Source organism: Vibrio sp. SNU_ST1 (assembly GCF_030563405.1).
Lineage (GTDB): Bacteria > Pseudomonadota > Gammaproteobacteria > Enterobacterales > Vibrionaceae > Vibrio.
Genome location: NZ_CP130748.1, coordinates 90,406 through 104,444, shown reverse-complemented (window position 1 = coordinate 104,444; position 14,039 = coordinate 90,406). Strand labels below are relative to the sequence as shown.

The window sequence follows — 14,039 nt, the reverse complement described above, 5'->3', positions numbered from 1 at the left end:
CTAGCCATTGTCAGCTATACGCTTACGTTGGAGTCTGTTGATAATCTCTTTTTGTAGTCAGGGATCAGCATATAGGTTCCCGTAAACTCAACCGCCTCCACGTCGCCACTGTTAATGGTCACGTGAATGATGATACGAGCTTTTCTGCCAGACGCGAGGCGATCTAAATCGCCACTGATCCCATCCAATGACGTGGATGCCACTGGGTTTTGCTCGACCGGATGACGATAACGAATATTACTGTCTGCTAGAACGATGTCGCCAGTTAGGCCACGTTCTTTCATCAGTAGCCAAGTCATTCCCCAACCGGTTAAGGTCGCAAGCGTAAAAGCTGAGCCAGCAAACATGGTGTTATGAGGGTTAAGGTTTGGGTTCAGCTGAGCGCTACATTCAAACTGATAACCAGTGTATTGGTTGATCTTAATGCCCATCTTGTCACTGATCGGGATCTGATGCTCCCAGCGCTGCTGAAGCTCATTACACCATTCTGGTTTGCGCAGTACATCAGCCATTGGATCAAGAGGTTTTACCATCTGCTGGTGACGCACAGGCCCGCGTTGGTCGTTAATCTCACCACGACGCTCAAACTCATTCTTCTCATAGAATGAGATCGCATCTTCACGTGCATTACACACCAAACGCTTCGCCCCTTCTTGACGTGCCAGTGACTCTAGCGCAACCAAGATAAGTGAGCCCATGCCTTTGCTTTGGCGAGAGTTCTTCACCGCCATATAGCGAATCTGGCCCTCTAGATCTGGGGTGATATAGAGACGACCAATCGCCATCGGGCGACCTCGACCATCAACAATCATGCGGTGATGACTCATTGGGTCATATTCATCGCGCTCTGAACCGACCGGCATTCGCCAAGGTTCGCGGAGCATTTGCCAGCGAAAATGGTAATACTTGTTCAGTTGATTTTCAGTGGTCGGGGTTATGAGTTTAAACATGCTTATTCCTTTAAGCCTAAACCTGAAGCCAGAATGTTACTGGGCCATCATTAACCAAAGACACTTTCATGTCGGCTGCAAATCGGCCACGTTCCGTTGGCAACACTGATTCACACTGGTCAGAGAAATAGTTGTAAAGACGCTCTGCATCTTCTGGGTGAGCACCGCGAGAAAATCCAGCTCGTGTCCCTTTCTTGGTGTCAGCTGGTAAAGTGAATTGAGACACCACGAGTACCTTTCCTTCCACCTGCTTCACGTTGAGATTCATTTTACCGTCTTCATCTCCAAAGACACGATAAGTGGTCACTCGTTCCATCAAACGTTTGGCTTTGGCTTCGTCATCACCTTTTTCTACACCTAACAGAACTAATAAGCCTTGCTCAATCTCACCCACGACTTCGCCATCAACACGGACGGCAGCTTCACTTACTCTCTGGATCAGTGCTATCACTGTTGTTTCCTTGCTCTGTAATTTTGTCTTTATCCGACGAGTGTACCATTTCTTGAGAGTCACTCCACTGTTCCTGCTCGCCCAACGCGGCTGTCACTTCAGCACCCACTAACACAATCAACCAGCACAAATAGACCCAAACAAAAAGAATGGGAATCGCCGCTAATGCGCCATAAATCAACTGATAAGAAGGGAATTGAGTAATGTAAGCCGCGAAACCTTTCTTACTGAGCTCAAACAACAGAGCAGCGACCAAAGAGCCCGCTGCCGCATGGGAAAAGTGTATCTTTTTATTGGGAACCAATAGATACAGGCCGAAAAACGCAAAGAAAGAAGTAATTAGAGGAAGCTTGCGAATCACGGTATTAAAAGCACTCGACACAACTTCGTTTTGCAACAAGTTCAATGATGTCACATATGACGTTGCAGCAATACTCGCCCCAATCAAAATAGGCCCAAGCGTTAACACCATCCAATACATCGAAAAAGACAACACGGCACGACGCTTTTCCGTTACTCGCCAGATGTAATTTAGGTTCTTATCGATATTGGAGATCAGCATCAATGCTGCAATGAATAAGAACACACTGCCTACCGCAGTCATCTTGCCCGTATTAGCAACGAATTCGAGTAAAGCACTATGCACCACATCCCCAGAAGCTGGAACAAAGTTGGTAATAACAAAGTTTTGAATCACTAAGCCAACATCATCAAAGACTGAAAATGACGACAAGATAGAGAGCAGAACCGTCAACATCGGCACAATTGAGAGCAAAGTAATGTACGCCAAGTACCCCGCATTCACATTGACCCTATCGTGCGTCATCCGCGTAAGAAGATAGCGGGAAAACTGGATGCTTCCTGTAGCTGCCTTTTTTATCTTCAACTTGTAACTCCCTGGTAACTCGTTCATAGTCCTAATTAATATTCCGTTATATTAATCACAGTAAGTAAATATTCGAAAATAGCGTAGGAAAAAGGCTTGAGAACAAGGAAGAGTTTTTCGATAAGTAGTCATTCTACAATCAAAAATTCTAACGCCGTTATCGAGCATTTTAACAAGCTAGGTTGAACAGTTATTTACTACGATTGATATTATCTAACTATAGGAAACTAGGATGCCTTATTTAATAGTTATAGTCCTCTCTATTTTTACTCTTACTGGATGCCAATCAGCTTATTACTCCGCAATGGAGCAAGTGGGCTATCACAAACGCGACATTATGGTTGATAGAGTGGAAGACGCTAAAAAGTCGCAACAGGATGCTCAGGAAGAGTTTACTAGCGCACTTGAAGCCTTGAGTAGCCTGACTAATTTTAGTGGCGGCGACCTTGAAGACATGTACAACCAAATCAACGATAAATACCAAAACAGCGAGAAAGCCGCGCAAAATGTCAGTGACCGAATTGCTGCGATTGAAGATGTGTCAGATGCGCTATTTGAAGAGTGGCAGGGAGAGTTAGATCTCTACACCAGCGATTCACTGCGTCGTTCAAGTGAGAAAAAGCTGCGTGAAACCAAATCATCTTACCTGACCATGCTTTCAGCGATGAAACGGGCTGAGAAGAAAATGGACCCGGTACTTAACACCCTTCGCGACAACACCCTTTATCTGAAACACAACCTCAATGCGAGTGCGGTGGGGTCATTGCAGGGCGAGTTTATGAACTTAGAAAAAGACATCGCCTACGCGATAAAACAGATGAATGCTGCGATAGCTGAGTCGGATAAGTTCTTAGCACAACTCAACCAAAAATAACGTTTCAGAGACAGAACACGATGAAGCCAATCATTATTACTGGCGGGCCCGGAGCCGGGAAGACTACACTGATCAATGCCTTGGGTAACGCGGGTTACCCCATATTTGCAGAATCCTCTCGTCAGTTGATAGAACAACAGAGCCAACTTGAGAACGGTATCTTACCTTGGTTAGACCTACCGGGCTTTGCTCACTTGTGCTTAGACGTGATGAGCGAGCAAAAAGAGCAAGCGAAGCAGCACCAAATTACTTTTCTTGATCGCGCCATTCCAGATATCTGTGGTTACTTGTCTCAGGCTAATCTTGAGGTTGATGAGAGCTACCGAGAAGCGAGCCAAGGCTACCACCCACAAATCTTGTTTTGTCGTCCTGAGGCATCGATTTACGTACAGGATGATGTGAGGCCTTACCCGTTTGAAGAGGCATTAGAGATTCACCACGCGCTAGTCAGAGTCTATCAAAAGCTAGGTTATGAGGTCGTCGAGGTGCCATTTATGTCGGTCGATGAGCGGCTTCAATTCGTTGAGCGTTACTTAGGTATCAAAAGCTAGATCCCCAACTCGGTCGTTGCTCCCTCTTGAGGATGACGAATACTTGAACGCCCTTCGTATCTTGCATCTCGTTTACCCGTATCTACTCCAACACCATATAAAACAAAAGCCCCGAGCAGCTAGGCTACACGGGGCTTTCTTATTTACTCTAAAACGTATTGCTTGAATAGCTAGAAGCTAGTCAGCTGGCAATTAAGCCTTAGCTGGACGTGCTGCACGCTTACGTTCATTTTCAGTAAGAAGCTTCTTACGGATACGTACGTTTAGTGGCGTTACTTCTACTAGTTCATCTTCATCGATAAACTCAAGAGCTTGCTCTAGAGTGTGCTTGATCGGTGGAGAAAGCACTTGTGCTTCATCAGTACCAGATGCACGAACGTTTGTTAGTTGCTTACCTTTCAGACAGTTTACTGTCAGGTCGTTTGAACGGTTGTGAATACCGATTACTTGACCTTCATAAACTTCATCAGCGTGCTCTGTGAATAGACGACCACGAGCTTGAAGGAAGAACAATGCGTAAGTCAGTGCTTTACCAGTCGCGTTCGAGATTAGAACACCGTTGTTACGTTGACCAATGATACCGCCTTTGTAAGGACCGTAGTGATCGAACGAGTGGTAAATAAGACCAGAGCCAGATGTCATTGTAAGGAATTCAGTTTGGAAACCGATAAGACCACGAGAAGGCATCATGAAGTCCATGCGAACACGGCCTTTACCATCTGGTGCCATATCTGTTAGCTCACCCTTACGTAGACCGATGCTTTCCATGATCGCACCTTGGTGCTCTTCAACTACATCGATAGTAACCGTTTCGAACGGTTCCATTTTCTGACCATCTTCTTCTTTGATGATTACTTCTGGACGAGATACTGCTAGCTCGAAACCTTCACGACGCATGTTTTCGATCAGGATAGAAAGGTGAAGTTCACCACGGCCTGATACGCGGAAACGGTCTGGACTTTCAGTTTCTTCAACACGTAGTGCAACGTTATGAACCAATTCTTTTTCAAGACGCTCAAGGATGTTACGTGAAGTTACAAACTTACCTTCTTTACCCGCGAACGGAGAAGTGTTTACTTGGAACGTCATTGTTACTGTTGGTTCATCAACAGATAGAGGCTCCATTGCTTCAACATTGTTTACGTCACAGATAGTGTCTGAAATTTTCAGCTCACCAAGACCTGTGATTGCAATGATGTCGCCAGCGTTAGCTTGTTCTACTTCGTGACGCTCAAGACCTAGGTAACCAAGTACAGTACCTACTTTACCGTTACGTTTTTTGCCTTCAGCATTCACGATAGTTACTTGTTGGTTTGGCTTAACAGAACCACGAGTAACACGAGCAACACCGATAACACCTACGTAAGAGCTGTAATCAAGTTGCGAAATTTGCATTTGTAGTGGACCGTCAAGGTCAACTGCAGGCGCTTCTACTGTATCAACAACAGCTTGGAACAATGGTTCCATGTTCTCGCCAGTTTCGCCTTCAGTCATTGTTGCCCAACCGTTTAGAGCTGAAGCGTAAACAACAGTGAAGTCTAGTTGCTCATCTGTAGCACCTAGGTTGTCGAAAAGGTCGAATACTTGATCCATAACCCAATCAGGACGAGCGCCTGGGCGGTCAATCTTGTTGATTACAACGATTGGCTTAAGACCGTGTGCGAATGCTTTTTGCGTTACGAAACGAGTTTGAGGCATTGGGCCATCAACTGCGTCAACGATAAGCAGAACAGAGTCAACCATAGACATGATACGCTCAACTTCACCACCGAAGTCCGCGTGTCCCGGAGTATCTACGATGTTGATGCGGTAATCATTCCAGTTGATTGCTGTGTTCTTAGCAAGGATTGTAATGCCACGCTCTTTTTCGATGTCATTCGAATCCATGACACGCTCTTCAGCTTCACCACGAGACTCAAGAGTGCCTGACTGTTGTAGTAGTTTATCAACCAAAGTCGTTTTACCGTGGTCAACGTGCGCGATGATCGCGATATTTCTTAACTTATCAATCTGTGGAGTAGACATGGATTCTCGATTCACTCATAAAAGTAGCCGTCACTTATCTCAAAAGTTTGGATAATAACCGCTAGCTTGATTTAAAAAACGGTCAATAATATACCAGATTCTAGACAAAAACCCAGAAATATGTGATCTGAACCAAGGCTTTTTTCTTTATTAGCGATTCATATCCGCTTAACTTTGGTTCCGCACAGTGTCTAGTCGACTAATTCGTAGGGTTATCGAAAGGTATCACCCGCGAAGTGGGCAACCAAATCTCCGGTAAAATAACAAAAGTGGATTGACAACTTAGGCAATTCATTGCTGAATGGTGTTCGCTTATGTCTCATATTGGTGCACAGATAAATAGTTGCACTAATATCGTGCAATCAAAGATCATTTTGGTGCAAAAGTCAGAGTGCGCAAAACAAGAAAACAAGTAAATCATTGAAATTAATGGAATAATTTTTTTGGCACGTTTTTGGCTATAGATAAATCAGCATCGATTAATGCACGTATAGACATTAATCAATGCTGGTTTCAACCGAATCGAGCTAATACCGAATTAATAACACTGGAGGTTATCCAAGATGTCAGTAGAAAATGTACTATCCCTGATCCAAGAGAACGAAGTTAAATTTATCGACTTACGTTTTACTGATACAAAAGGTAAAGAGCAGCACATCTCTATTCCTTCTCACCAAGTTGATGCAGACTTCTTCGAAGAAGGCAAAATGTTTGACGGCTCTTCAGTCGCTGGTTGGAAAGGCATTAATGAATCTGACATGGTAATGATGCCAGACGCAGCTTCTGCTGTACTGGACCCATTCACAGAAGATGCAACGCTAAACATCCGTTGTGACATCCTTGAGCCTGCAACAATGCAAGGCTACGACCGTGACCCACGCTCTATCGCTAAACGTTCTGAAGAATACCTACGTTCTACGGGTATCGCAGACACAGTTCTAGTGGGTCCAGAACCAGAATTCTTCCTATTTGACGACGTTAAATTCTCAAACGACATGTCTGGCTCTTTCTTCAAGATCGATGACGTAGAAGCAGCTTGGAACACAGGTTCTGACATCGAAGGCGGTAACAAAGGTCACCGTCCTGGCGTTAAAGGCGGTTACTTCCCAGTTGCTCCTGTCGATTCATCTCAAGATATCCGTTCAGCAATGTGTCTAGTAATGGAAGAGATGGGCCTAGTTGTTGAAGCTCACCACCACGAAGTTGCAACGGCGGGTCAAAACGAAATCGCAACTCGCTTCAACACGCTAACAACAAAAGCGGATGAGACTCAAATCTACAAGTACGTTGTACACAACGTTGCGCACGCATTTGGCAAAACAGCGACATTCATGCCTAAGCCACTAGTTGGTGACAACGGTTCTGGCATGCACGTTCACATGTCATTGAACAAAGATGGACAAAACTTGTTTGCTGGTGATAAGTACGGCGGCCTATCTGAAATGGCTCTTTACTACATCGGTGGTGTAATCAAGCACGCTCGTGCAATCAACGCATTTGCTAACCCATCAACGAACTCATACAAGCGTCTTGTACCTGGTTTCGAAGCACCTGTGATGCTTGCTTACTCAGCACGTAACCGTTCTGCTTCTATCCGTATCCCAGTAGTACCAAGCCCGAAAGCACGTCGTATCGAGCTACGTTTTGGTGACCCAGCAGCTAACCCATACCTATGCTACTCAGCAATGCTTATGGCTGGCCTTGACGGTATTAAGAACAAGATCCACCCAGGCGAAGCTATGGATAAAGATCTATACGACCTTCCTGCAGAAGAAGCAGCTGAAATCCCAACAGTTGCAGAATCTCTACAAGGTGCTCTAGCAGCACTTAACGAAGACCGTGAGTTCCTAACTGCTGGTGGCGTATTCTCTGACGACTTCATTGATTCTTACATCACACTGAAATCTGACGATGTACAGCGCGTGAACATGGCTACACACCCACTTGAGTTTGAACTGTACTACTCAGTTTAATCCTCAGTCGGTTAGCATGTAATTCTTACTGCAGTAAAAGCTATTGCAACATGTAAGAAGCACTAAAAAATATTAGGCTCGCCTCGCAGGCGGGCCTTTTTTCTATTCTCCAGCCCTCTCCTTATTCGTAACATATCCAATGACAAAAACCTCTTAGAGGTTATCTCGCTAAATACAATCAACATTAAGCACAATAAAATCAGTGTCACACGTGAAGCAACCTTGCGGTAGAAAAGAGGCTAAGATATGAAAAACAAACTGCTCCTCATCGGTTTAGCAGTCACTCTCTCATGCTCTGCTCAAACGGTGTACACCTGGGAAGATAAGGATGGTGTGCTTCACTTTAGTGATACCCCTACCGATCAAGGTGCGGAGGCTCTTCACCTACCTGACGTACAAGCTTCCGCGCCTGCTCCTAAATTTGAGGCTTCAACGCCTGTTGACGCTGCTGATCCCTCTACAACTAAAACGGCAACACCAGTTCAAACTCAGGACAAAACAGATAACACGAAACGAGAGGTACCTGCTCAGTTAGCCCTCACCATGCTGACTCCTATTCATGATCAAACCATCCGCAGCAACCGTGGCTTAATCCCAATAAAAATAGAACTCAACCGCAAGCTTGGTATTGGAGAGCAGTTGCAATTGATGCTCGATGGTCGTCGTTATGGCGCTCCACAAACCCAACCTAATTGGGAATTGAAAGGTATCGATCGAGGTACTCACACCATTACAATTCAAGCACATAGAAGCGGCAAGCTTATTGCATCTACTAGTCCAGTCACCGTGTATTTACATCGAGCGACGCTCAAGTAAGCCAATGTGTTAAAAGAGGCCAAATTACCTCCACTTTTCACCTGATCGAAGCAGCTTTCAGCGACTCTAATGAATTATCTTTAGCTTCTGGTTGATATGCGCCATACTTGAACTTAGCTTCGCACCAATTTGGTGCAGTGAGAAAAACACCAGTTCAAGGACGAAATAGTGAATCGATCAGCCAAAAGCGACAGCATAGATACACATCATCTTTCCAGCGCCATTCTCGATAATATGGTGACTTCAACATTGATGCTCGATGAGCAACTGTATGTCCGATATGCCAACCCGGCGGCTGAACAACTCTTTTCGCAAAGTGCACGACGTATCGTTGATCACCCTCTGAGCCAACTTATCCAACACGCCTCACTGGATTTAGCGCTGTTGACTCAACCGCTACAAAGTGGCCAGAGCATTACCGACAGTGACGTTACCTTTGTGGTTGATAACCGCCCACTAATGCTTGAGGTAACGGTGAGCCCAATCTCTTGGCAGCGAGAAACGCTGTTATTGGTTGAAATGCGTAAGATAGATCAACAAAGACGCCTCAGCCAAGAGCTCAACCAACACGCACAACAACAAGCGGCTAAACTATTGGTGCGCGGATTAGCCCATGAGATTAAGAATCCATTGGGCGGATTAAGAGGTGCCGCACAGCTACTTGGTAAAATGCTCCCTGATCAGTCCCTTAATGAATATACGCAGATCATTATTGAGCAAGCCGACCGCCTGAGAGCTTTGGTCGATCGCCTGCTTGGCCCACAGAAACCGGGGACAAAATCGGAAGAGAACCTTCACCAAATACTTGAAAAAGTAAGGCAACTCGTCGAGCTAGAATCAGGTTCAACACTCGTCATCGAACGAGACTACGACCCGAGCCTACCGGACATCTTGATGGATTCAGCACAGGTAGAACAAGCCATGCTCAATATCGTGAGCAACGCAGCTCAGATTCTGAAGGCTCAAGAATCAGGGAAAATCACCATTCGCACCAGAACGGTGCATCAAGCAAACATTCATGGTCAGCGACACAAACTCGCCGCTCGCATTGAGATCTGCGACAACGGCCCGGGTATCCCCGATGAATTGAAAGACACCCTGTTTTACCCAATGGTCAGCGGACGAGAAGGAGGCACAGGGCTAGGGCTATCGATATCTCAAAACCTGATCGATCAACACAATGGAAAAATTGATGTTGAAAGCTGGCCGGGCAACACCACATTCACGATTTATTTGCCAATATAAGCAAAGCTGTGTCTCCCACTGGAAACAACGTTTCATTGGCAACACTGAATACCGAACAATAAAAACAACAATGATTATCACAATAGATTTGGCTGCAAAGGAATTGAATTATGAGTAAGGGATACGTTTGGGTCGTCGATGACGACAGCTCTATCCGCTGGGTAGTAGAGAAAACACTTTCATCTGCGGATATAAAGTGTGAAACATTTGCTGATGCAGAGAGCGTATTACTTGCTCTTGAGCGCGAGACGCCAGATGTATTGGTATCTGATATTCGCATGCCCGGCATTGACGGTATCGAGCTTTTGCATCAGGTTCATCAACGCTCTCCCGACCTGCCAGTGATCATTATGACCGCGCACTCAGACCTTGATGCGGCGGTAAATGCTTATCAAAAAGGCGCTTTTGAGTATCTGCCAAAGCCGTTTGATATCGATGAGACACTGACTTTAGTAGAGCGAGCAATCGCCCACAGCCAAGAGCAGAAACGCGAACAGGCGAGTGAAGCAGTAGAAGACACCAACGCGCCAGAAATCATTGGCGAAGCGCCTGCGATGCAGGAAGTCTTCCGCGCCATCGGTCGTTTGTCTCGGTCATCCATTTCCGTACTGATCAATGGTGAATCAGGTACAGGTAAAGAACTAGTCGCACACGCCTTACATCGTCACAGCCCAAGAGCAAAGAAACCATTTATTGCACTAAACATGGCAGCAATTCCCAAAGATCTAATCGAGTCAGAACTGTTTGGCCATGAGAAAGGTGCCTTTACTGGAGCCAACAGCGTCCGCCAAGGACGCTTCGAACAGGCCAACGGCGGCACACTGTTTCTTGATGAGATTGGTGATATGCCACTTGATATTCAGACTCGACTACTGCGCGTGCTGTCTGATGGCCAGTTTTATCGCGTAGGTGGACATTCTGCGGTTAAGGTCGATGTTCGTATCGTTGCCGCAACCCACCAAGATCTTGAGCGCTTAGTACATGACGGTGGGTTCCGTGAAGACCTTTTCCATCGACTCAATGTTATCCGAATCCATATTCCGGCACTGCGCGAACGTAAACAGGACATTGAAAAGCTGACTCACCACTTCCTAGCATCAGCCGCTGAAGAGCTTGGTGTAGAAGTGAAGACACTGCACTCAGAGACCATCATGAAGCTCAATCAGCTAAATTGGCCGGGTAACGTACGTCAGCTTGAGAACATTTGTCGTTGGTTAACAGTAATGGCAAGTGGTAGTGAAATACTTCCTTCGGATCTGCCTCCTGAGTTATTGGAAGAGAAGGTTGTGATCAGCGAAGGTACTGATGGTAATTGGCAACAACTGCTGGCTAATTGGGCCAAGAGTGCACTTGATTCCGGCGAAAAAGAGCTGCTGACTTATGCTCTACCCGAGTTTGAACGTATATTATTAGAGGCCGCACTCAACCATACTAATGGACATAAACAAGATGCAGCGAAAGTTTTAGGATGGGGAAGAAATACCCTGACTCGTAAACTCAAAGAGTTGTACTGATCTTTATATGCCTCTATATACATATTTTTTAAAGCTAAAAAAGTGTCGCTTGCTTTGAATAGTATCGGTACAATTACAGTACACTATCTATCCAAATTGTAGCTAAAGATGTCTTTGAAAACACAAATTACCTTGAGAACCGCAGTGGTTCTGCCATTCGTGATGATATTTCTCTTCACTATGGGCGTAATGATTTTCACTCAAAAGCAAAGCTACAAGGAGATGGTGAGTGATATTAGTGCACGCCAACTAACATCACTCACAGATAATGTTCATCAAAGCCTTGCCGATTTTTTAGAAAAGCCATTTCACGCTAACCTTTCACTAAGTCATAACATCGGTTATCACAACCTTTATAAAGAGGGAAATCTTAGTCAGGTTCAAGACTATATTCTTTATAAGTTTTCTGCGCATTTTCAAGCGATACCTCAGCTTGATGTGATCGGCTTTGGTTCTGAAGATGGTAATTATGTCGGCTTTCGAAAAGAAGTTAACAACGGCTACACCTTGATGGCCCGAGATGATCGAACTCAAGGCAAACTTGTCATTTATCGTGGTAATACGATTAGCGGAGACATTCGAACCATAATTACAGGTTATGACCCTAGAGTTCGCCCTTGGTACACTCCAGTAGTGACACAGAACAAGGCTGTATGGTCATCAATTTATGCCAATGCAGATGAACGACAAGAGATCACTTTATCGGCTCTCGCTCCTATCTATAGTGACAACGAGCTCAAAGGTGTCCTCGCCAGTGATATCAAGATCCACACCTTTAATGCTTTTCTCAAGGATCTCAAAGATAAAACGGATGCCTCTGTTTATATTATTGATAAGCAACAGCGCTTAGTCGCTCATTCGGGCGGAGGCAGCGTCGTCTCTTGGGGAACAGGACAAACAGACAAAGGCCAGCGTTTGTTAGCAACAGAGAGTGCTAACCCGGTAATACGTGAAAGTGCCCGTTATGTAGATAAATTTCATCTAATCGATGATTTAAATGTGCAGCGCTTTAGTTTTAATTTAGATAACGAACGATATTTCAATCAGCTTACCCCTTATGAAGATGAGTACGGCATCACTTGGATTATTGGTATGTCGATCCCAGAAAGTAGCCTACTTGGTGAATTACCAAAAAACCAAAGAAACAGCTGGTTACTCGGTCTAACACTCAGTTGCATTGGTATTATCGCTGGATTAATTGCCTTTAATCGCGTAACTCAACCCATCACTTCAACTGCAGGGGCAGCAAAGCGCCTCGCCAAAGGTGACTGGGATACGAGCATGCCAAAAACGGGCAATATCTATGAAATTAGCATGTTAACTGCGTCATTTAATGAAATGACCAACAACTTAAAGGCTTCTTTTCAGGCATTACAGGCTCAACTTACCTATGACTCATTAACCAAACTGTATAGTCGTGAAGGCTTTATTGATACAGCCAAGAAAAACCCTGAAAACGAAAAAGGTACACTTTACTTAATTGGTATTGACCGCTTCCGAGATATTAATGATAGCCTCGGCCATTACAATGGTGACCAACTGCTTATCATTGCGGCCGCTCGTTTAAGAGGTACGCTGCCATCGAACTTCCTGTTAGCTCGAACTGGCGGGGATGAATTTGCGATTTACGCTCCTAACATCAATCAAATAGATGACGTCCAACTACTGACAAGCCGCTTACTTCGAATCTTTACCTCCCCATTTGCCATGGAATCAGAAAGCGTGGTGATCAAGGTATCAATGGGGGTGGTAAATGTCTCGAACGTCAACGACATTACACTGCTGCTGCGCAACAGCAGCATTGCCCTGAGCAACGCAAAGCAAGACAAAACCAGTGTCAGTATTTACAACCCAGAAATGGGCAAAGCATCGAGATATCGTACCAAGATGCTGGCACGTCTTAACAAGGCAATTGAGCTGCAGCAGTTCGAGCCCTTCTATCAGCCTATAATCGACCTTGAATCTGGAGCTACCATAGGTGCCGAGGCTTTGGCTCGTTGGGTAACGGACGAGGGTATAATCTCACCTTTGGAGTTCATTCCTTTAGCAGAAGAAACAGGGTTGATCTACGACATTGGTAAGCAGATCTTGCATAAGTCGTGTCGAGATACCGCAATTGCGATTGAATCAGGAAAATGGGATAAAGACTTCTCTATTCACGTTAACTTATCTGTCGACCAACTGAGTGAAAGCGGATTCATTGAATTGGTTAAAAGCACGCTGCGTGACACCAAGTTACCAGCCCAAAACCTGACGCTAGAGATCACCGAATCACGCATCGTCGACAATGACCAAACCATCATCGATAATATGCTGACGCTAAAAGCACTAGGCATCTCGATTGCAATTGATGACTTTGGTACCGGCTATTCGTCACTGGCTTACTTACACAAACTGCCATTTGATTGCTTAAAGATCGATCGCAGCTTCGTCAGTAAGTTGGAAAAAGAGAACCTAGACAGCTCCATCGTCGCAGCCATCGTCAACATCACCAAGGGTTTCAAAGTGAGTTTGGTAGCAGAAGGCGTTGAAACACAACAACAAGCTGAACTCCTCAAGCAGCTTCAATGCCCATTAGCTCAAGGTTTCTTATACAGTCGTCCAGTTCCGTTTGACCAATGGCCTACCGACCTCGGCAGTAAGCTAAATGCCAAGTTTAAAACGAATAACAAAGTAGAACAAAACGCAGAAGCCAAAGAGAACCTCGCCTAAATCAGGCACAAATCGAATGAGTCAGATACAAAAATGCCAGCA

The 14,039-nt window shown here is 45.1% G+C and carries 11 protein-coding genes; 7 read left to right on the top strand and 4 right to left on the bottom strand.

Translation table 11 applies throughout. The features are described from left to right. Positions 1–14: 14 nt before the first annotated feature. From Q5H80_RS00485 to Q5H80_RS00475, 3 genes are read right to left on the bottom strand one after another with little or no spacing between them, the layout of a single operon-like run. Entirely contained in the window at positions 15–950 is a 936-nt protein-coding gene (locus Q5H80_RS00485; RefSeq protein WP_009848032.1) for a bifunctional GNAT family N-acetyltransferase/hotdog fold thioesterase, read from the bottom strand. A 16-nt stretch (positions 951–966) separates the two neighbouring features. Then, a complete protein-coding gene (gene dtd, locus Q5H80_RS00480; RefSeq protein WP_304566275.1) occupies positions 967–1,401 on the bottom strand; it encodes a D-aminoacyl-tRNA deacylase in 435 nt (144 codons plus the stop codon). After that, positions 1,373–2,314, bottom strand: a complete 942-nt coding sequence (locus tag Q5H80_RS00475; protein WP_304566274.1) for a virulence factor BrkB family protein — start codon at positions 2,312–2,314, stop codon at positions 1,373–1,375. The genes dtd and Q5H80_RS00475 overlap by 29 nt, the downstream gene beginning before the upstream one ends. 205 nt (positions 2,315–2,519) lie before the next feature. On the opposite strand from Q5H80_RS00475, the gene Q5H80_RS00470 reads away from it, so the two are divergent. Continuing rightward, positions 2,520–3,161 (top strand): DUF2959 domain-containing protein, encoded by a 642-nt coding sequence (locus Q5H80_RS00470; protein ID WP_304566273.1) that lies wholly within the window; start codon positions 2,520–2,522, stop codon positions 3,159–3,161. Between the two features lie 20 nt (positions 3,162–3,181). Next, positions 3,182–3,712, top strand: a complete 531-nt coding sequence (locus Q5H80_RS00465) for an AAA family ATPase (protein ID WP_304566272.1) — start codon at positions 3,182–3,184, stop codon at positions 3,710–3,712. Positions 3,713–3,904: 192 nt separating this feature from the next. On the opposite strand, the gene typA is transcribed toward Q5H80_RS00465, so the two are convergent. Continuing rightward, entirely contained in the window at positions 3,905–5,737 is a 1,833-nt protein-coding gene (gene typA, locus Q5H80_RS00460; protein ID WP_086050279.1) for a translational GTPase TypA, read from the bottom strand. Positions 5,738–6,300: 563 nt separating this feature from the next. On the opposite strand from typA, the gene glnA reads away from it, so the two are divergent. From glnA to Q5H80_RS00435, 5 genes are all read left to right on the top strand, one after another. Further along, positions 6,301–7,710 carry a glutamate--ammonia ligase gene (glnA, locus tag Q5H80_RS00455; protein WP_009848037.1) on the top strand — a complete coding sequence of 470 codons (1,410 nt, stop codon included), beginning with the start codon at positions 6,301–6,303 and terminating at the stop codon, positions 7,708–7,710. 246 nt (positions 7,711–7,956) lie between these two features. After that, a complete protein-coding gene (locus tag Q5H80_RS00450; RefSeq protein WP_304566270.1) occupies positions 7,957–8,526 on the top strand; it encodes a DUF4124 domain-containing protein in 570 nt (189 codons plus the stop codon). 168 nt (positions 8,527–8,694) lie between these two features. Continuing rightward, a complete protein-coding gene (gene glnL / locus Q5H80_RS00445) occupies positions 8,695–9,771 on the top strand; it encodes a nitrogen regulation protein NR(II) (protein WP_012602997.1) in 1,077 nt (358 codons plus the stop codon). Positions 9,772–9,881: 110 nt separating this feature from the next. Then, positions 9,882–11,285: a nitrogen regulation protein NR(I) gene (gene glnG / locus Q5H80_RS00440; protein WP_017099572.1), complete on the top strand. Its 1,404-nt coding sequence runs from the start codon at positions 9,882–9,884 to the stop codon at positions 11,283–11,285. 108 nt (positions 11,286–11,393) lie between these two features. Beyond that, on the top strand, positions 11,394–13,997 hold the full coding sequence (locus Q5H80_RS00435) for an EAL domain-containing protein (RefSeq protein WP_304566267.1): 2,604 nt from the start codon (positions 11,394–11,396) through the stop codon (positions 13,995–13,997). The last annotated feature ends 42 nt before the right edge of the window (positions 13,998–14,039 follow it).